Source organism: Marinobacter sp. EN3 (assembly GCF_000475315.1).
Lineage (GTDB): Bacteria > Pseudomonadota > Gammaproteobacteria > Pseudomonadales > Oleiphilaceae > Marinobacter > Marinobacter nauticus.
Map to the genome: position 1 here is coordinate 22,051 of NZ_AXCC01000020.1, position 19,885 is coordinate 41,935.

Sequence of the window (19,885 nt, forward strand, 5' to 3'; positions counted from 1 at the left end):
GGTTGCTCCTGTTGTCATTAAATAGTCAGAAAAATTCAGCCCAGCCACGCAGACCAGTCGTCTGCGTTGAACCCCACGCTTACGCCGTCTCCGCGCTCGACGACAGGGCGTTTGATGATGGAGGGGTTGTCCAGCATGATCTGGTGGGCACTTTGGGCGCTAATGGTATCACGAACCTCGTCGGGAAGTTTTCGCCAGGTGGTCCCGCGTTTGTTCAGGAGCGTTTCCCAGCCAACGGCCTGCTCCCACTGGCTGAGCTTCTCGCTGCTCAGGCCGTCTTTCTTGAAATCATGGAACTCATAGTCCACGCCGTGTTCATCCAGCCACTTCCGGGCCTTTTTGACGGTGTCGCAGTTGCGGATGCCATATAACTTCATTGTTTAAAACCTTTTACGAACTCAACGATACGTTTCGCGGCCTCAACGCATTCCTCCAGGGGAGCCACCAGCGCCATGCGCACGCGGTTTTCACCCGGGTTGTGGCCGTTTACCGTGCGCGACAGATATCGGCCCGGCAATACGTGTACGTTCTGTCGGGCGGACAGCTCCCGGGCGAATGTTTCGTCGTCCATGGGCGTCTCCGGCCAGAGGTAGAAGCCGGCATCCGGGAAGTCGACGTTCATCACTTCACGCAGAATGGGCACGACTGCCTCGAACTTGGCCCGGTAGGCGGCGCGGTTTTCGCGCACATGGTCTTCATCGTTCCAGGCGGCGATACTGGCCAGCTGATTATGTATAGGCATGGCACAGCCATGGTAGGTGCGGTATTTCAGGTAGCCGGCCAGTACCTCGGCGTCGCCGGCCACAAAGCCGGACCGCAGGCCCGGCAGGTTGCTGCGTTTGGACAGGCTGTGGAACACCACACAGCGCTTGAAATCGTGGCGGCCGATGGCGGCGCAGGTTTGCAGCAAGCCTTCCGGCGGGTTGGCTTCGTCCGGGTAGAGCTCTGAATAGCACTCGTCCGAGGCAATCAGGAAATCGTGCCGGTCGGCCAGTTCAATCACTTTTATCAGGGTTTCCCTCGGAATCACCGCTCCACTCGGATTGCCGGGCGAGCACAGGAACAGGATCTGGCAGTTCTCCCAGACCGACTCGGGCACGGCGTCGAAGTCCGGGATGAAGCCATTGCCGCCATCGCAGGGCAGATAAACCGGTGTGGCGCCGGCCAGGAAGGCTGCGCCTTCGTAGATCTGATAGAAAGGATTGGGGCTGACCACGGTGGCGGGTTTGCCAGCATCCACAACCGCCTGAACCAGGGCGAAGATGGCTTCGCGGGTTCCGTTTACGGGCACCACGTGGCGGTTCGGATCCAATGACGCCGGTGCAAGATCAAACCGGTGGGTTGCCCATGCGGCAATCGCGCTACGAAGTTCGTCAGTGCCTTTGGTCGTGGGGTAATTCGCCAGTTTATCCAGATTATCGGCAATAACGTCCTTTACGAAGGCTGGCGATGGGTGCTTGGGCTCACCAATTCCCAGGGAGATGGGCGCCAGATGTTCTGGCACCGAAATGCCGGCCTTCAGTTTGGCCAGTTTCTCGAAGGGATAGGGGTGAAGTCTTTCCAGATTGGGGTTCATTGAATCTCGTCCAGCATTTTACAGAGGTCCTGTTGCAGGGCCTGGCACACGCCCGGGTCGCGCAGGGGTTCGCCCTGTTCGTCGGTGATGAAGAACACGTCTTCAACCCGCTCTCCCAGAGTGGCAATCTTGGCGTTGGTCAGCCGCACACGGTGTTCCAGCAACACCTGGCCAATCCGCGCCAGCAGACCGGGGCGGTCCGGCGTGATCAGTTCCATCACCGTGCGCTGATTGATGGTGTCGTTGGAGAAGGTCACCTCGGTCGGGAACGCAAAGTGTTTCAACTGCCTTGGCGTTCTGCGATGGATGATGTCCGGATAGTCTTCAGGGTCGTCCAGTTCTTCAATCAGTCGCTTGCGTACGCGCTCCTTCCGGGCCGGGTCGATACCCAGCGGCTGCCCCTTGTCATCCAGAACCACATAGGAGCTGATGGAATAGGGGCCTTCGGTGGAATTGATGCGGGCATCCACAATGTTCAGGTTCAGCTGTTCCAGAACAGCGGTGGTGGCGGCAAACAGGGCGACGCGATCTTTCATGTAGATGATGATCTGGGAATAGCCGTCAGTCGGGCCACCCCGGGTGTCCCGGATCAGCACCAGAGGATCCGGGTTGTCGCCGTGGCGAATGATGGCGGCTGTTTGCCAGGCGATATCGACAGTGGAATCCTGCAGGAAGTATTCGTCGTCCACGGTATTCCAGATCTGGTCGATCTGTTCGTCGGTCATATTCTGGGCGTGGAGGATTTCCCTGGCTTCCTCCTGGGTGGCCCGGATCCAGGACTGCCGGTCTACCGGATTGTCAGTGCCGCGGCGCAGCGCCCGTTTGGTTTCTATATAAAGCTGGCGCAACAACGACGCGCGCCAGGTGTTCCACAGTTTGGGATTGGTGGCACTGATATCGCAAACCGTGAGGATGTAGAGATAGTCCAGGTGGGCCAGGCTGGGTACCGCGCGGGCAAAGGCCTGAATGATGTCCGGGTCGGAAATATCCTTGCGCTGGGCAGTCATGGACATCAGCAGGTGGTTTTCCACCAGCCAGGACACCAGCTGGGTGTCCCGCTCACTGAGATGGTGTCGCTCGCAAAAGGCTTCGGCATCGATGGCGCCGAGCTCGGAATGGTCGCCGCCCCGGCCTTTCGCCACGTCGTGGTAGAGGCCGGCAATAAACAAGGTTTCCAGTTTGGGTAGCCGGTGTATCAGGCGCGAGGCCAGCGGGTATTCGGTTCTGGCCTCGGTGCTGTTGAGCCTCACCATGTTGCGGATCACCCGCATGGTGTGGGCGTCTACCGTATAGATATGGAAAAGGTCGTGCTGCATCTGGCCAATGATCTGGCCGAACTCCGGCAGGTAGCGGCCCAGCACGTTGTACTTCTTCATGGCCGACAGGGTCTGGTCCAGGGCATGGGGCGTGCGTAGCAGCTCCATAAACAGCGTGGTGACGGCCAGGTCAGACCGGAACGCGTCATCAATCAGATGCCTATGGGCCCGGAGCGAACGAATCGTGGTGGCCCGGATACCTTTGATCTCCGGGTGTTGCGCCATCAGCACGAAGATTTCCATGATCGCATACGGGGCGTAGGCGAACACCTGATTGTTTACCGCTTCAATGTAAAGGTTGCGAACCTGGAAACGTTTGTTCAGGGGGCGGATTTCATCTTCGCCGCCGCTGCCAATGATGGCTTCGTCATAATACTGCAGGATCACGTCGGCCAGCTCCGCCAGTGCAAGCACAGTGCGGTAGTAATGCTGCATCATCAGCTCTACGCCCAGACGTTTACCTTCGTCCTGGTAACCGAGCATTTGTGCCAGGGCGCGCTGGTGGTCAAATAACAGTCGATTTTCATTGCGGTCGGCCAGCAGTTGAAGACCAAATCGGAGCCGCCAGAGGAAGGTCTCCCCCTGGTACAGAATCTGGTGCTCTTCTTCGGTCAGGATGCTGAAGCGGGTGAGGTCGGCAATATTCTGCAGGCCGAAATGGCGCTTGGTGATCCAACCGATGGTCTGGATATCCCGAAGGGCGCCAGGAGAGCCTTTGACGTTGGGCTCCAGATTGTACTCCGTGTCGCCGTACTTCTTGTGACGTTGCTGCTGCTCTTCACGTTTGGCGAGGAAGTAGTCCCGATCGGAGCTGACGTCGTCCGAATACACCATCTCACTGAGTTCGGCCCGTAAACTATCCGGGCCTGCGATCGTGCGTGTTTCCAGCAGATTGGTCAGAATGGTGATGTCTTCCCGGGCGGCCTGGATGGATTCCGCCAGGCTGCGAACGCTGTGGCCAATATCCAGTTTGAGGTCCCAGAGCAGGGTGACAAACGCTCCCAGGTCTTCCTGCCAGTCCTCTTCTATGCCATTGCGGGTCAGGATCAGCAGGTCAATATCGGAATGAGGGTGCAGCTCGCCCCGGCCATACCCCCCCACGGCCACCAGTGCAATGTCAGCGGAGCGGGAGAACGGGTATCTGTTCCAGATCAGCCGGAGTACCTTATCGATGGTGTTGGCCCTGGCAAGAACCAGGGCGCGGACATCGGCGCCTTGCTGAAATGCCTCGGCATCAGCGTTATAACTTTCCCGCAAGAGTTCGCGTGCGGCAAACACCGGTGAGGTGTCGTTACTGATTCGGGATTCCAGCTCGCTTCGGTCCACTTAGAATGACTCTTCCGATCGGCGGGTCAGCACCTCATAGCCATCCGCAGTTACCAGAATGGTGTGCTCCCACTGTGCCGACAGTTTGTGATCCTTGGTGACCACCGTCCAGCCATCTGCCAGTAGCTTGGTCTGGTATTTGCCTTGGTTGATCATCGGCTCGATGGTAAAGGTCATGCCTTCTTTAAGTTCCATGCCGGTGCCGGGCTTGCCGTAGTGCATTACCTGAGGCTCCTCATGAAACACTTTGCCAATGCCGTGGCCGCAATAGTCTCTGACAACGGAGTAACGGTGTTTCTCGGCATACTGCTGTATTACGTGGCCAATATCACCCAGGCGAGTTCCGGGTTTCACCAGTTCAATGCCTTTATATAGGCACTCCTGGGTGATCTGGATCAGACGTTCGGTGCCGGGCTTGGGTTTACCCACAATCCACATCTTGCTGGTGTCGCCGTGGTAACTGTCTTTGATGACAGTGACATCAATATTGATGATGTCGCCTTCCTTCAGCACCTTCTTCTCGGACGGGATGCCGTGACAGATTACGTGGTTGACGGATGTGCAGATAGACTTGGGGAAGCCCTTGTAGTTCAGGGGCGCGGGAATTGCCTGCTGTGTGTTGACGATATAGTCGTGCGCAATACGATCCAGCTCTTCCGTGGTGATGCCGGGTTTGACATGTTCGTCGAGCATTTCCAGAACTTCGGCAGCCAGGCGACCGGCCACGCGCATCTTTTCAATCTCTTCGGGGGTCTTGATAGTTACCTGCATCGGGCTTCCTGTTGATTTGTATCAAACCGGCATTTTAAGGGGCGGCGACATAAGGTACAAGGCGGGGAGCAGGCTATGCTGGCCATAGTCCGGGGCTAAAAATAATGGCGTTTGGCCTGGCAGATATGGTATAAACGCGCCCGCCGGAAACGAATCCGGCAAATTCACACACGTGTCAGCACGTTGTCCCAGGGTGCCGGCTCCTGTTTAAAGGAGGCTGGTTGGGGCAATCGGACGCGTGGAGGACTAACCCGAAGCTAAAAGGTAAATATCATGGCTCAGGTAAATATGCGTGACCTGCTCAAGGCAGGTGCTCACTTCGGTCACCAGACTCGCTACTGGAACCCGAAAATGTCGAAGTTCATCTTCGGCGCCCGTAACAAGATTCATATCATCAACCTGGAGCAGACTGTTCCGGCCATGAATGAAGCGCTGAACTTCATTCAGTCTCTGGCTGAGAACAAGAACAAGATCCTGTTTGTTGGTACCAAGCGCGCGGCTTCCAAGATCATCAAGGAAGAAGCTCAGCGTTCCGGTCAGCCTTACGTTAACCACCGCTGGTTGGGTGGTATGCTGACCAACTACAAGACCATCCGTCAGTCTATCCGTCGCTACCGTGATCTGGAAGCCCAGAGCCAGGACGGTACTTTCGACAAGCTGACCAAGAAAGAAGCCCTTGAGCGTACCCGTGAGATGGATAAGCTCGAGCGCTCCATCGGTGGTATCAAGGATATGGGTGGCCTGCCGGATGCCCTGTTCGTTATCGACGTAGACCACGAGCGTATCGCCATCAAGGAAGCCAATAAGCTGGGTATTCCTGTTATCGGTGTTGTTGATACCAACAGCGATCCCGATGGTGTTGATTACGTGATCCCGGGTAACGATGACGCCATCCGTGCTATCCAGATCTACGTGAAAGCCGTTGCCGATACCTGTCTGGAAGCTTCCCAGTCTGCCGGCGCTGGCGCTGACGAGTTTGTTGAAGTCAGCGAAGATGCTGCAGGCGCTGCTCCGGCCGCCGAGTAACATCCAGGCTTAACGTTTGAGTTGTAAGGTATGCCCGCCTGTTTATGCGGGTATACCTCCCCACCGAATTCGGAAAAGACAAGAGGATTGAACATGGCTGCAATTACCGCTGCAATGGTCAAAGAGCTGCGTGAGCGTACTGGCCTTGGCATGATGGAGTGCAAAAAAGCACTGGTTGAAGCTGAAGGCAATGTTGAAACTGCGATTGAAGAGCTGCGCAAGTCTTCCGGTCTGAAAGCCGCCAAGAAGGCCGGCCGTACTGCCGCTGAAGGCGTGTCTCTGGTCAAGGTGTCTGACGACAACACCGTGGCCTTCATTCTGGAAGTGAACTCCGAAACTGACTTCGTTGCTCGCGACGACAACTTCATGAACTTTGCCAACGACGTTCTGAATGTTGCCTTCGAGAAGGGCGAAACTGACGTTGCCAAGCTGATGGAAGGCGACCTGGAAGCCAAGCGTGAGGCGCTGGTTCAGAAGATCGGTGAAAACATCACCGTTCGTCGCATCATCAAGGTTGAAGGCCCGGTTGTGGGTGGTTACGTGCACAGCAACAACAAGATCGCTTCCGTTGTTGCCCTGACTGCAGGTAACGAAGAGCTGGCTCGCGACATCGCCATGCACGTTGCTGCTGTTAACCCGCGCGTTGGCAAGCCTGACGACATGCCGGCTGAAGAGCTGGAAAAAGAGAAAGAGATCATCAAGGCCCAGCCGGATATGGAAGGCAAGCCTGCTGAGATCGTTGAGAAGATGATGGGTGGCCGCATCAAGAAGTTCCTGGCTGAAAACAGCCTGGTTGAGCAGCCGTTCGTCAAAAACCCGGACCAGAAAGTGGGTGACCTGATCAAGTCGGCCGGTGGCGACCTGGTTGGTTTCATTCGCCTGGAAGTGGGTGAAGGCATCGAGAAAGAAGAAGTGGATTTTGCTGCTGAAGTGGCTGCTGCCGCTGGCACAGGCAAGGCCTGATTCCTCTTCGAGGCACTGCCGTGCAACATGGCAGTGCCACCTGAGTCTGCCACGTCAGCCGGGTTCGCCCGGCTTTCGTGGCGGGCTTGTATCTGAGATACCCCTTTTTTTGAGGAGTATGTCAGATACAAGCCTGCAACGGGTTTGCGCCGGATAGCCAACAGACGAGAAGGGGACCACCATGCCGACATCTTCGAAAAACCAGCCCAGATACAAGCGTGTTCTGCTCAAGCTCAGTGGCGAAGCCCTGATGGGAGAGCACGATTTCGGTATTGATCCCAAAGTTCTTGATCGTATGGCCCTGGAAATCGGTGCCCTTATTGGCATTGGTGTTCAAGTGGGGCTGGTCATTGGCGGTGGCAACCTGTTTCGCGGAGCAGCCCTCAATGCGGCAGGCCTTGATCGCGTGACCGGAGACCACATGGGGATGCTGGCCACGGTCATGAACGGCCTGGCCATGCGTGATGCGCTGGAGCGTTCGAACATCCGTACCCGCGTGATGTCTGCTATCCCCATGAGCGGTATTGTCGAGCATTATGACCGTCGCCGTGCGGTGCGGGATCTCAAGGAAGGTGATGTGGTTATCTTCAGTGCGGGTACCGGCAACCCGTTCTTCACCACGGACTCCGCGGCCTGTCTGCGTGGCATTGAAATTGAAGCTGACGCTGTTCTGAAGGCAACCAAGGTGGATGGCGTTTACTCGGCCGATCCCCATCTTGATCCTACCGCAGTAAAATACGACCACCTGACCTATGATGAGGTTCTGGACAAGAAGCTGGGCGTGATGGATCTCACGGCCATCTGCCTGGCGCGGGATCACGGCATGCCGCTGCGGGTCTTCGACATGAACCGCCCCGGTGTGCTGACGCGCATTGTGACCGGGGAACGGGAAGGCACACTGATTGAATGAATAAGGCTGCCGGCGCCTGAAGTGCCGGCTTCCTGCATGGAACCAGACGAACGAATTGAGGAAGCTGACGTGATTAACGACATCAAAGCTGAAGCCGAAAAGAAAATGAAAAAGAGCCTGGAAGCTCTGCACTCGGCTTTCAATAAAATCCGTACCGGACGTGCCCATCCGGCGATCCTGGACAGCGTAATGGTGAACTACTACGGTCAGGAAACACCGCTGAAGCAGGTGGCCAGCGTGAACGTGGAAGATAACCGGACGTTGACCGTTGCGCCCTGGGAAAAGAATCTGGTGCCCACGATTGAAAAGGCGATCATGACGTCTGACCTTGGCCTGAATCCGGCCACCAGTGGCGACATCATCCGCGTGCCCATGCCGATGCTGACCGAAGAGACCCGTAAAGAAATGGTCAAGCAGGCAAAGGCGGATGCGGAGCATGGTCGGGTGTCTATTCGTAACGCTCGTCGCGATGCCAACCACATGATCAAAGAGCTGGTTAAGGAAAAGGAAATCAGCGAAGACGATCAGCACCGTGGCGAAGATGAAATTCAGAAGCTCACCGACAAATACATCGCCGAAGTTGAAAAGATGTTGAAGTCGAAGGAAGAGGACCTGATGGCGGTTTAAGCGCCCGGGTTCATTCAGGAGCAGGATCAGCGGCGGGGGAGTCCCGCCGCACAGAGGATTTCATGACGGCAAAAGTTACCGCAGAAATTCCGGTGGCAGCAGATAACTGCCCCCGGCATGTCGCCATTATCATGGATGGCAATAACCGCTGGGCCAAAGCGCACCGGCTTAAGGGAGTGGCGGGCCACAAGGCCGGGGTGGATGCGGTCAAGGCGGTGGTGGAAACCTGCGCCAAAGAGGGCGTGGAGGTATTGACCCTGTTTGCCTTTTCCAGCGAGAACTGGCGCCGGCCCAAGGACGAAGTATCAGCTCTTATGCGTCTGTTCCTGATCGCATTGGAGCGGGAAGTCCGCAAACTGCATCGCAACAATATCCGCCTACGGATTATCGGTGATCGTTCAGCCTTCAATCCGGCGCTCCAGGAGCACATGGAGAAAGCCGAGGCGCTGACCCGTGACAATACCCGTATGACGGTGGTGATTGCGGCCAATTACGGTGGCCACTGGGACATCACCCAGGCGACCCGTAAGGTGGCGGAGCAAGTGAAGGCGGGCCAGCTGGAACCGTCAGATATCACCGACGACCTGATCCAGGAGCACCTGAGTATCGGTGATCTTCCCATGCCGGATCTCCTTATCCGGACAGCAGGCGAACAGCGCATCAGCAATTTCCTGTTATGGCACCTGGCCTACACCGAATTCTACTTTTCCGAGGTATTCTGGCCGGATTTCAAGAGCGAGCAAATGCTCAAGGCGCTTGATGCCTATGCCCATCGACAGCGCCGTTTCGGTCAGACCGACGACCAGATTGCTGCTCGCGCTGCACAACAATAACGACCAAGCGACCAATACCGTGCTTAAAACCCGAATCATTACCGCACTCATCCTGGCGCCGATTGCAATCGGTGGTATTTTTTTCCTTCCGCCTCTGGGGTTCGCCCTGTTTACCGGCGCCATCATCACGTTAGGGGCCTGGGAATGGGCCAATATGTCCGGAATCGAAAGCCAGCCCGGACGCGTCGGGTATGCACTGGTTATGGCGGCACTTCTCTATGCCCTGGGCGGCCTGCCAGCACTGTTGGTGCTTTGGCTGGCGATTGCCTGGTGGCTGGTCTGTTTCTGGCTGGTCAGACGGTATCCCGCTGGATCCGAACGCTGGGGCGCTATCCCGGTCAGGGCGCTGATGGGGTTCATGGTGCTGGTGCCCGCGTGGGTGGGCCTGAATCACCTTCGCAATGGCGGCTTCCAGTTTGGCGACGTGGCCAATAATCTGGTGGTTATTCTGTATATTTTTCTGGTGGTGTGGGTGGCTGATATCGGCGCCTATTTTGCCGGCCGTGCCTTTGGTAAAGCCAAGCTGGCACCCCGCGTCAGTCCCGGCAAATCCTGGGCTGGCGTCTGGGGGGGATTGGCTGCCGTGGCCTTGCTCGCCATTTTGGCCAGCCTTCTGGCCAGCGCAGGTGTCGCGGAAGCCATGCTGCTGGTGGTGGCAAGTCTGGTGACCGGTTTTGTCTCGGTTCTTGGCGATTTACTTGAAAGTATGCTGAAGCGCTTTCGAGGCATCAAGGACAGCAGTCAGCTGCTGCCCGGGCATGGCGGCATTATGGATCGTATCGACAGCCTCACTGCGGCCATTCCGGTATTTGCCCTGATGATTACTCTGTTGGGCTGGTTGACCGCCGGCCAGGTCGTGGCATGACGAAACGCTCGATTACGGTTCTTGGCGCAACCGGCTCCATCGGCTTGAGTACCCTGGATGTTATTCGCAGGCATCCGGACCGCTTTTCAGTGTATGCCCTGACCGCAGGAACCCGGGCGGATGAATTAGCAACCCTGTGCCGTGAATTTCGACCGGCCGTTGCGGTGATGGTCGATTCAGAAGCTGCTGAACGCCTGAAGGCGCTGTTGGCGGATATGCCCGAGACCCGAGTGCTGGCGGGAGAAACGGGGCTCTGTGAGGTGGCGGCTTCAGCGGAGTCGGACACCGTGATGGCTGCCATTGTCGGCGCTGCCGGCCTGGCGCCAACGCTGGCCGCAGTCCGGGCCGGCAAACGCGTTCTTCTCGCCAACAAAGAAGCGTTGGTGATGTCCGGCAAACTGTTTATGGATGCGGTTGAGCGCCACGGTGCCGAGCTGCTGCCTATTGATTCTGAACATAATGCCATTTTTCAGTGTATGCCGGCAGACAAGGTGCGAGACCCTCGCGGCGCGGGTATTACCCGTATCCTTCTGACCGCCTCCGGTGGACCTTTCCGGGAGTATGCGGCTGAGGACTTACGGGCGGTGACGCCGGCCCAGGCCTGCGCCCACCCTAACTGGTCAATGGGCCAGAAGATTTCTGTGGACTCTGCAACCCTGATGAACAAAGGCCTGGAGTTGATTGAAGCCTGCTGGCTGTTCAATACCACGCCGGCAAACGTGCAGGTTCATGTCCACCCCGAAAGCATCATTCACTCCATGGTTGAATATGCCGACGGCTCGGTGCTTGCCCAGTTGGGAAGCCCGGATATGCGCACCCCCATTGCCAATGGTCTGGCCTGGCCTGAGCGTATTGAGGCTGGTGTCGCGCCCCTGGATTTGTTCGCCATTGGCCGTTTTCACTTTGAACGCCCGGATTTGCAGCGTTTCCCCTGTTTGCGCCTTGCGGCCGAAGCCTTTGCTGCAGGCGGTACAGCGCCTGCGGTACTCAATGCCGCGAACGAGGTTGCAGTGGCGGCGTTTCTGGAAGGCCGGCTGTGCTTTGCCGATATCCCCGTTATTATAGAGCGAACACTGACGGCCACAGACGTTGTGCCGGCGGACAGCTTTGACACTATTTTCGCGAAAGATGCCGAGGCTCGCCGCCGGGCCATGGAACAGATCAGCCTGCTGGCTGTCTGACGTCCCTGGGCCTGACAGGCCGCTCATTCAGCCATAAACCGGAACGTCTATGCAGATCATTCAAACCGTACTGGCACTGGCGCTTACCCTCGGAATTCTGGTAACGCTGCACGAATACGGCCATTTCTGGGTGGCACGCCGATTCGGTGTGAAGGTGCTTCGTTTTTCAGTGGGGTTCGGCAAGCCTCTGTTTTCGTGGTATGACCGTCACGGAACCGAATATGCGGTAGCGGCTATCCCCCTGGGGGGATACGTGAAAATGCTGGATGAGCGGGAAGGCCCGGTACCGGAAGAGCTGCGTGATCAGGCGTTTACCTCGAAACCTCCTTCCCAGCGCATCGCCATTGCGGCTGCCGGCCCAATTGCCAATTTTCTGTTCGCGATTCTCGCTTACTGGGTGTTGAGTGTTGTTGGCGTTACCACCGTCGCTCCAGTGGTTGGCGAGGTGGCCCAGGGCAGCGTTGCGGAACGGGCAGGGCTGGAAAGCGGGATGGAAATCCATACCGTTGACGGCCATAGGGTGACCTCCTGGCGAGACGTCAACATGCGGCTGCTCGAGAGGGCGGGGGAGTACGGTCAGGTTTCGCTGGAGATTTCCCGGGATGGTTCCAGGGGCACTGTGGCGGGTCCATTGGACGGCTGGCGCCTGAGTGATGATACTCCGAACCCGCTGGCGGAGTTCGGGATATCCCCCTGGCGTCCGGATGTGCCCGCGGTGCTGGGTGAGGTGACTGCCGATGGTCGGGCAAATGCGGCCGGGCTGCAAGGCGGTGACCGCATATTGGCTGTTGATGGCGAGCCGGTACCGGACTGGTTCGCTCTGGTGGAGCATATTCGGAATGCCCCGGAACAGACTCTGGAACTGACCATCGAGCGCTCTGGCGATGAATTGAATGTTCCGGTAACACCTGCTTCGAGAACGCTTGAGGATGGTCAGGTCGTTGGTTTCGTAGGTGCCGGCGTAAGCGCAGTGAACTGGCCTGATGAACTGTTGCGGGAGGTCCGCTACGGGCCGTTGGCGGCGATACCGAATGCTGTGAATGAAACCTGGGCCGACACCCGCCTGACACTGGTGGCGATTAAAAAGATGGTCACCGGGCTGCTGTCTCCGACCAATCTCAGTGGACCGATTACCATTGCCCGGGTTGCCGAGGCGAGTGTCAGCTCGGGGTTCGAAGACTTTGTGCGCTTTCTGGCGTATCTGAGTGTCAGTCTTGGCGTGCTTAACCTGCTCCCCGTTCCGGTTCTGGATGGTGGGCACATTGTGTACTACACCATCGAAGCCATTCGCCGGAAGCCACTTTCCGAGCAGGCCCAGGCCTTTGGATTACGAATCGGTATGGCTTTGATACTGACTTTAATGGTGTTTGCTCTTTACAACGACCTGATGCGGTTGTGAGAATTGCGGGCTCCTTACCGCACATTAACCAGGCGAAATAACTGAATGAGACGTTCCCTTCTAGCTGTAGCCGTTGGCCTAGCAATTACCGCAACCGGTATAAAGCCAGCGCTGGCGGATGAATTCACGGTTGCGGATATCGAGGTAGAGGGCCTTCAGCGGGTTTCAGCGGGTTCTGTGTTTTCGGCTTTTCCGGTGAACATCGGCGAGCGTATGGACGAGACCCGGTTGGCCGACGCCATCAAGGATCTGTTCCGGACCGGATTGTTTACGGATATTCAGGCCAGTCGTGATGAAGGCGTGCTGATTCTGTCGGTGCGTGAACGCCCGTCGATTTCCTCCATTGAGATCGAGGGTAACAAGAATATCGAAACCGAGATGCTGATGGATGCCCTGGCCGGTGCGGGCCTGGAGGAAGGTCAGGTATTTCGGCGTGCTACCCTGGAGAAACTGGAACTGGAGATCCTTCGCTCCTACATCGCCCAGGGCCGCTACAACGCAAGAGTAAAAGCTACCGCGGAAGAGTTACCCAGGAACCGTGTTGCCATTCGCCTGGACATCAACGAGGGTTCTGTCGCTGCCATTCAGCACATCAATATTGTTGGGAACGAAGATTTCAGTGATGAAGAACTCATCGGCCTCTTCGAGTTGCGTACCAGTAGCTGGTGGAACTCGCTGACCAACAAAGATAAATACGCCCGGGAACGTCTGAGCGGGGATCTGGAGTCTCTGCGTTCGTTTTATCTTGATCGCGGCTATCTGGACTTCAACGTTGAATCCAGCCAGGTGTCCATCTCGCCGGACAAGCAGGAAGTCTTTATCGCCATCGCCGTTAATGAAGGCCCCCAGTACACCATCTCCGACATTCGCTTGCGCGGTGAGCTGATTGTCGGTGAGGAAGAGCTACGGAAATTCATTCCGGTTAAAGAAGGCGATGTATTCTCCCGTGCACAGATGACGGCGATTTCCGAAGCGCTCTCGTTCCGGCTCGGCCGCGAAGGCTATGCGTTTGCCAACGTCAATGCGGTACCGGAGCCGGGTGAAGACAATACAGCTGCGGTTACCTTCTTCGTGGAGCCCGGCAAGCGGGCCTATGTACGCCGGGTGAACTTCGACGGCAACGTGTCCACTAAGGACGAGGTGCTGCGCCAGGAGATGACCCAGATGGAGGGCGGGGTAGCCTCGTCCGACCGCATTGAGTTCTCCAAGACCCGTCTTGAGCGCCTGGGTTTCTTCCAGACTGTGGATGTTGAAACGGTCCCGGTACCCGGCACCGATGACCTGGTCGATGTGAACTACAGCGTGCAGGAACAACCAACGGGCAGCTTGTCCGCATCGGTGGGTTTCTCGCAAAACTCGGGCGTGATTCTGGGCGCGTCTGTGTCCGAGAATAATTTCTTCGGTACCGGCAAGCGTGTCTCGTTTGGTGTGAACTTCAGTGATTCGGTAAAGAGCGCCAACGTTTCCTACCTGGATCCATACTACACGGTGGATGGGGTAAGCCGGGGCTTCAGTTTATTTGCCCGTGAAACCGATTACGAGGAAGAAGACATTTCCTCTTACCTGCTCGATGAGTACGGTGGCCGGGTAACGTTCGGGTATCCGACAGATTCCATTACGCGGTTGAATTTCGGTGCTGGCGTTACCCAATCAAACATTAAGCCGGGTGTATTCTCAGCCCAGGAAGTTCGCGATTTTATCGCCGACGAAGGAGATTCGTTTACCAATTACTTCCTGTTTGGTAGCTGGCGGCGGAGTACTCTCAACCGAGGTGTACTGCCAACCAAGGGTTACAGTCATTCCCTGTCGCTGGATGTCGCTGTTCCAGGCAGTGACCTGACCTTCTACAAGGCGACCCACAAAACGGATTTCTATTTCCCGCTGACGGATTCCGCCAACTGGGTCTTCAGAGCGCGATCGGAGATCGGGTATGGGGACGGCTACGGTGACCGCAGTCAGATGCCGTTCTTCGAGCATTTCTATTCCGGGGGCTATGGCTCTGTTCGGGGATATGAAGCAAACTCTTTGGGTAACAAGGCGGAGCGTGCAGCAGGCGACTTCTCGGATCCCGATCCGTTCGGTGGTAACGTTCTGACAGAAGGCGGGCTGGAGTTGATCTTCCCGACGCCTTTTGCAGGAGATTCGCGTTCGATGCGCACGTCGTTCTTTGTCGATGCCGGTCAGGTGTTTGATACCGAAAGAGGTTTTGACCCTGAGTTGGGTGAGGTACGGACTTCAGCCGGTATCAGTTTCCAGTGGATCACCGCGGTAGGTCCCTTGGCTTTCAGTCTGGCCAAGCCGCTGAACGATAAATCCGGTGACGATACCCAGGTCTTCCAGTTCTCACTGGGGCAGACGTTCTGACCGGGCTATAAAAAAAGAAAGAATGAAACAAAGGAGAAGATTGATGACCCGTTTGATGATTATCCTTGCCGCCGCTCTCATGGCCTTCTCGGCCCAGGTGGCGGCGGAGACCCGTATTGGTGTGGTGGATCTGCGCCAGGCCCTGTTCTCTTCCAATGATGCCCAGGCCTTCAGCGAAAAACTCCAGCAGGATTTTGCCGGCGACGAAGCCCAGGTGCGTGAAGCTCAGGAGGCCGCTCGCAAGTTAAAGGATCGGCTGGAGAAGGACGGCGCCATGATGAACGAGAGCGAGCGTAATCAGTTGGCCGCCGAGTTTCAGGAAAAGGTAAAGGAGTTTAATTTCCTCAAGCAGCGCCTCGACGCCACCGTTAACCAGCGCAAGCAGCAGTTTCTGGAAGGTGCGCGCCCTGAGGTAGACGTCGCTGTGAAGGAACTCCTGGAAGAAAATGACCTTGATCTGATTCTGCCCAGCGAAGCGGTGGTTTACGTTAAGCCGGAGATGAATCTGACCACACAACTGCTTGAAAAACTGAACCAGTGATGCAGAAAGGGGCTCCCCGGCCCCTGTGTTTGGAGAAAACGATGACACAGAAGTCCTATCGGCTGCAGGAGATTGCCGAGGCATTGGGAGCGAGCCTCCGGGGAGACCCCGATATCCGTATTACCGGGCTTGCCACCTTGCAGGCGGCGGTTCCGGGCCAGATCAGTTTTCTGGCAAATCCCTCCTATGCCAAATACCTGAAAGATACCCGGGCGTCAGCGGTGATTGTGTCCTCGGCTGCGGCGGAGGATGTTCCGACCAATGTCCTGTTACTGGACAATCCCTACCTGGGCTATGCTCACCTCAGTCATTGGTTTGATCCGGCTCCCAAGGCTTCCCCGGGCATTCATCCAACTGCCGTGGTTGATGAGTCTGCCAGTATTCCTGAATCTGCATCCATAGGCCCGCATGTTGTGATTGAGGCCGGGGTTTGTATTGGTGAGCGCGTAGCGATCGGTGCAGGTGGTTTTGTCGGTGCGAGAGCGAGTATCGGGGACGACAGTATCCTTCGGCCCCGGGTCACGCTTGCACATGATGTGGTAGTCGGTAAGCGCTGTCACATTCTCAGTGGTGCGGTGGTTGGTTCCGACGGCTTCGGCTTTGCCAACGAAAAAGGCGTCTGGCACCGCATCGCGCAGCTTGGTGCCGTGGTGCTGGGCGATGACGTGGAGGTTGGCGCCAATACCACCATAGACCGTGGCGCCCTGGACGACACCACAATAGGCAACGGCGTAAAGCTGGACAACCTGATTCAGATTGCCCACAACGTACAGATTGGTGATCACAGCGCAATGGCGGCCAAAGTCGGAATTGCAGGTAGCACCCGGATTGGCAATCACTGCGTGTTTGGTGGCGCCTCTGGCGTGGCTGGCCACCTTGAGATAGCCGATCAGGTTCACCTCACCGGCATGACCCTGGTAACGGGTGATATTCGTGAATCGGGGGTCTACTCCTCCGGCACCAGTGCGGATACCAATCGCCAATGGCGGAAAAATGCCGTCCGTTTTCGCCAACTGGATGCTCTGGCGCGACGGATCAAAGAACTGGAAAAGAAATTAGAGGGCTGAGGCCGATCAAGATGATGCACATCGATGAAATTCTGGAGTACCTGCCGCACCGTTACCCCTTTTTGCTGGTGGATCGGGTAACTGAGGTCGAAAAAGGGAAGTCGATCAAGGGGTACAAGAATGTATCGTTCAATGAGCCCTTTTTTACTGGTCATTTTCCGGACAATCCGATTATGCCGGGTGTCCTGATCATTGAAGCCATGGCGCAATTGTCGGGGATTCTTGGTTTTGTGACTGTGGAACGGAAACCGTCGGACGGCGTGGTACAATATCTGGCTGGATCCAGTAAAGCGCGTTTCAAGCGCCCCGTTTTACCGGGTGATCGCTTGGATATGGAGTCTGAGTTTATCTCTGGCAAGCGCGGTATCTGGAAGTTTGATTGCCGTGCCCTCGTAGATGGCGAGGTAGTATGCGTGGCAGAAATACTTACCGCTGAGAGAGAAGTTTGATGGCGACAAATGACTGGTCGGGTGTCCATCCTCAAGCGATTGTGGACCCGTCAGCCAAACTGGCGGATAACGTGACGGTTGGCCCCTGGAGCTATATTGGTCCGGGGGTGGAGATTGGTGAAGGCACCGAGATTCTCTCTCACGTGGTCATCAAGGGGCCGACGGTAATTGGCCGTAACAACCGAATCTTCCAGTTCTCCAGCATCGGCGAAGAGTGCCAGGACAAGAAATACGCTGGTGAGCCGACCACGCTGGTCATTGGTGATGACAATGTTATCCGCGAGAATTGCACTATTCATCGTGGCACCATTCAGGACCGGGGTGAGACCAGGATCGGTAATGGCAATTTGCTGATGGCTTATGTGCACGTGGCTCACGACTGTATTGTCGGCAACCATACCATTCTGGCCAACTGTGCCACGCTGGCAGGGCATGTATCGGTAGGAGATCATGCCATTCTGGGCGGCGGTACGATGGTGCATCAGTTCTGCCATATCGGGCCCCACAGCATGGCTGCCGGGGGCAGTATCGTGCTCAAGGATATTCCCGCCTATGTCATGGCCAGCGGCCAGTCTGCCCAACCTCATGGAATGAATGTGGAAGGGCTGAAGCGTCGTGGTTTTGCCAAGGATACGCTCCTGAGTCTCCGCAGAGCCTATAAGGTGGTCTACCGCCAGGGTCTGACGACGGAGCAGGCCATCGAAGAGCTTGAGCGCAACTTTGCCGATGTCCCTGAGGTTCTCCCGCTGATTGACTCGCTCAAGGGAGCGGATCGCGGCATCATCCGTTAAGCCAGCCGGAGGCCGCTGGTGACACAGCTAAAGGCCAATTCGGCCACATTCTCAGGGCGAACCATCGCCATCATTGCCGGCGAGGCATCGGGAGATATTCTCGGTGCCGGACTGATTCGTGCGCTACGAAAGCGTTACCCGAAGGCTCGTTTTGTCGGCATCGGCGGTGATGAAATGATCGCTGAGGGTTTTCACTCGCTGGTGCCAATGGAACGGCTTTCCGTGATGGGTCTGGTGGAAGTGCTTGGCCGGATCCGTGAGCTGTTCAGTATCCGTGCGCGCTTGCTGGATTATCTGTTTACTACCCCTCCGGATGTTGTGATTGGAATCGATTCACCGGATTTTACGTTGGCCATCGAACGTCGGTGCCGGGAAGCAGGCATTCCCTCTGCACACTACGTGAGTCCTTCAGTTTGGGCCTGGCGCCAGAAGCGTATCTTCAAGATTGCCAAGTCTGTCGACCTTATGCTGACGTTGTTCCCCTTTGAGGCCCGGTTTTATGAGGAGCACCATGTGCCCGTGTCGTTTGTGGGGCACCCCCTGGCTGACAGGATAGCGCTGGAACCGGATACTCTGGCTGCGCGTGAGAGCCTCGGTCTTGAGGTGGACAAACCCGTGCTGGCGGTATTGCCGGGTAGTCGGGGTGGTGAGGTTGAGCGCCTCGGCACTCTGTTTATCGAGGCGTCCCGTTGGCTCCAGGCTCGTCGCCCGGATCTGCAGCTGGTTATTCCCTGCGTCAATCGGGACCGTGAGCGGCAGGTGCGTGATCTGGTTGAATCCCTGGAGGTGAGCTTGCCGGTCACGCTGGTTCGTGGTCGGTCGAGGGATGTGATGGCTGCCAGCGATGTGGTGCTGCTGGCATCAGGTACCGCGACACTGGAGGCGATGTTACTGAAAAAACCGATGGTGGTAGGTTACCGGCTCAGCGATTTCAGTTACAAGATATTGTCCAGGTTGGTCAAGGTTCCCTGGGTGGCGCTTCCTAATTTGTTGGCCCAGGAGCAGCTGGTGCCCGAGTTGTTACAGGACGACGCAACGCCGGAGAAGTTGGGGGCGGCGGTTCTGGAAAGGCTGGAAAACGAACAGGAACGCGACAGGCTGCACCAGGCGTTTCTGGAGTTGCACCAGGTGCTGCGCCAGGGCGCCGACGAACGTGCGGCGGCAGCGGTGTCTGAGCTGCTGGAGTCTCGAAGCTGATGGTGGCCAAGGCACTTCCTCCTTTTCAGTGTTCCTATCGCGGCTCGCTATTGGCGGGTGTGGACGAAGTGGGGCGTGGCCCGCTCATCGGGGCGGTTGTGACGGCCGCTGTGATTCTTGATCCAGTGCGGCCTATCCCCGGGCTGGCGGATTCCAAAAAGCTTACCGAAAAGAAACGCCTGCGATTATATGACGATATTCTGGAAAACGCGGCTGCCTGGAGCCTGGGCCGATGCGAGGCCAGTGAAATCGACGAGCTGAACATTTACCAGGCGACAATGCTGGCCATGAAGCGTGCCGTTGAGGGGCTCTCGATAGCCCCGGAGTACGTTCTTGTGGACGGGAACCGTTGCCCGAAGTGGCGCTGGCCATCCGAGCCCGTGATCAAAGGTGATAGTCGGGTTGAGGCGATCAGTGCTGCCTCCATCCTGGCAAAGGTGACGCGAGATCGCGAGATGGAGGCGCTGGATGTCCGGTTTCCGGGTTTTGGGCTCGCCCAGCACAAAGGGTACCCCACGCCTGTGCATCTCGAGGCGCTCAATCGCCTTGGGGTGACCCCGGAGCATCGCCGATCCTTTCGGCCGGTAAAAATGGCGCTGGATGCCGTCGGGGTTTATGGAGGTTCGTCCGCGTCTGTTCAGGAGTTGAACTATCCTGCCGATTTATTTGAAAATATCGATTGA

General features: G+C 56.9%; 19 protein-coding genes. 15 read left to right on the forward strand and 4 right to left on the reverse strand.

The features are described 5' to 3' along the window. Window positions 1-35: 35 nt before the first annotated feature. From Q675_RS26010 to map, 4 genes are read right to left on the reverse strand one after another with little or no spacing between them, the layout of a single operon-like run. Window positions 36-377: an ArsC family reductase gene (locus Q675_RS26010; protein WP_011786011.1), complete on the reverse strand. Its 342-nt coding sequence runs from the start codon at window positions 375-377 to the stop codon at window positions 36-38. Continuing rightward, window positions 374-1,576, reverse strand: coding sequence for a succinyldiaminopimelate transaminase (gene dapC / locus Q675_RS26015; RefSeq protein ID WP_023010998.1), 1,203 nt, complete (start codon window positions 1,574-1,576; stop codon window positions 374-376). Before dapC ends, Q675_RS26010 begins: the two co-directional genes overlap by 4 nt. After that, window positions 1,573-4,218 (reverse strand): [protein-PII] uridylyltransferase, encoded by a 2,646-nt coding sequence (locus Q675_RS26020; RefSeq protein WP_023010999.1) that lies wholly within the window; start codon window positions 4,216-4,218, stop codon window positions 1,573-1,575. Before Q675_RS26020 ends, dapC begins: the two co-directional genes overlap by 4 nt. Continuing rightward, window positions 4,219-4,989 (reverse strand): type I methionyl aminopeptidase, encoded by a 771-nt coding sequence (gene map / locus Q675_RS26025; protein WP_011786008.1) that lies wholly within the window; start codon window positions 4,987-4,989, stop codon window positions 4,219-4,221. A 273-nt stretch (window positions 4,990-5,262) separates the two neighbouring features. On the opposite strand from map, the gene rpsB reads away from it, so the two are divergent. The 15 genes from rpsB to rnhB all read left to right on the forward strand — a co-directional run bounded on the left by rpsB (window position 5,263) and on the right by rnhB (window position 19,885). Next, on the forward strand, window positions 5,263-6,015 hold the full coding sequence (gene rpsB, locus Q675_RS26030; RefSeq protein ID WP_011786007.1) for a 30S ribosomal protein S2: 753 nt from the start codon (window positions 5,263-5,265) through the stop codon (window positions 6,013-6,015). A 93-nt stretch (window positions 6,016-6,108) separates the two neighbouring features. Then, a complete protein-coding gene (gene tsf / locus Q675_RS26035) occupies window positions 6,109-6,978 on the forward strand; it encodes a translation elongation factor Ts (RefSeq protein ID WP_014421998.1) in 870 nt (289 codons plus the stop codon). A 181-nt stretch (window positions 6,979-7,159) separates the two neighbouring features. Continuing rightward, window positions 7,160-7,888 carry a UMP kinase gene (pyrH, locus tag Q675_RS26040; protein ID WP_011786005.1) on the forward strand — a complete coding sequence of 243 codons (729 nt, stop codon included), beginning with the start codon at window positions 7,160-7,162 and terminating at the stop codon, window positions 7,886-7,888. A 69-nt stretch (window positions 7,889-7,957) separates the two neighbouring features. Next, a complete protein-coding gene (frr, locus tag Q675_RS26045; RefSeq protein ID WP_031210096.1) occupies window positions 7,958-8,515 on the forward strand; it encodes a ribosome recycling factor in 558 nt (185 codons plus the stop codon). Window positions 8,516-8,577: 62 nt separating this feature from the next. Beyond that, window positions 8,578-9,348 (forward strand): polyprenyl diphosphate synthase, encoded by a 771-nt coding sequence (gene uppS, locus Q675_RS26050; RefSeq protein ID WP_023011000.1) that lies wholly within the window; start codon window positions 8,578-8,580, stop codon window positions 9,346-9,348. A 19-nt stretch (window positions 9,349-9,367) separates the two neighbouring features. Further along, window positions 9,368-10,213, forward strand: coding sequence for a phosphatidate cytidylyltransferase (locus Q675_RS26055; RefSeq protein WP_031211245.1), 846 nt, complete (start codon window positions 9,368-9,370; stop codon window positions 10,211-10,213). Then, on the forward strand, window positions 10,210-11,394 hold the full coding sequence (gene ispC, locus Q675_RS26060) for a 1-deoxy-D-xylulose-5-phosphate reductoisomerase (protein WP_023011002.1): 1,185 nt from the start codon (window positions 10,210-10,212) through the stop codon (window positions 11,392-11,394). Before Q675_RS26055 ends, ispC begins: the two co-directional genes overlap by 4 nt. Window positions 11,395-11,443: 49 nt before the next feature. Further along, window positions 11,444-12,793 (forward strand): RIP metalloprotease RseP, encoded by a 1,350-nt coding sequence (gene rseP / locus Q675_RS26065; protein WP_022991548.1) that lies wholly within the window; start codon window positions 11,444-11,446, stop codon window positions 12,791-12,793. Between the two features lie 45 nt (window positions 12,794-12,838). Next, the gene (gene bamA / locus Q675_RS26070) at window positions 12,839-15,157 is read left to right on the forward strand and encodes an outer membrane protein assembly factor BamA (RefSeq protein ID WP_023011003.1); all 2,319 of its coding nucleotides are present in this window, start codon (window positions 12,839-12,841) and stop codon (window positions 15,155-15,157) included. A 43-nt stretch (window positions 15,158-15,200) separates the two neighbouring features. Next, a complete protein-coding gene (locus Q675_RS26075) occupies window positions 15,201-15,698 on the forward strand; it encodes an OmpH family outer membrane protein (protein ID WP_023011004.1) in 498 nt (165 codons plus the stop codon). Between the two features lie 41 nt (window positions 15,699-15,739). Next, window positions 15,740-16,765 (forward strand): UDP-3-O-(3-hydroxymyristoyl)glucosamine N-acyltransferase, encoded by a 1,026-nt coding sequence (lpxD, locus tag Q675_RS26080; protein ID WP_031211247.1) that lies wholly within the window; start codon window positions 15,740-15,742, stop codon window positions 16,763-16,765. Window positions 16,766-16,776: 11 nt separating this feature from the next. Beyond that, window positions 16,777-17,214: a 3-hydroxyacyl-ACP dehydratase FabZ gene (gene fabZ, locus Q675_RS26085; RefSeq protein ID WP_011785996.1), complete on the forward strand. Its 438-nt coding sequence runs from the start codon at window positions 16,777-16,779 to the stop codon at window positions 17,212-17,214. After that, a complete protein-coding gene (gene lpxA, locus Q675_RS26090; RefSeq protein ID WP_011785995.1) occupies window positions 17,214-18,005 on the forward strand; it encodes an acyl-ACP--UDP-N-acetylglucosamine O-acyltransferase in 792 nt (263 codons plus the stop codon). Before fabZ ends, lpxA begins: the two co-directional genes overlap by 1 nt. Window positions 18,006-18,023: 18 nt before the next feature. Next, the gene (gene lpxB, locus Q675_RS26095) at window positions 18,024-19,202 is read left to right on the forward strand and encodes a lipid-A-disaccharide synthase (RefSeq protein ID WP_022991550.1); all 1,179 of its coding nucleotides are present in this window, start codon (window positions 18,024-18,026) and stop codon (window positions 19,200-19,202) included. Beyond that, a complete protein-coding gene (gene rnhB / locus Q675_RS26100; RefSeq protein WP_022991551.1) occupies window positions 19,202-19,885 on the forward strand; it encodes a ribonuclease HII in 684 nt (227 codons plus the stop codon). Before lpxB ends, rnhB begins: the two co-directional genes overlap by 1 nt.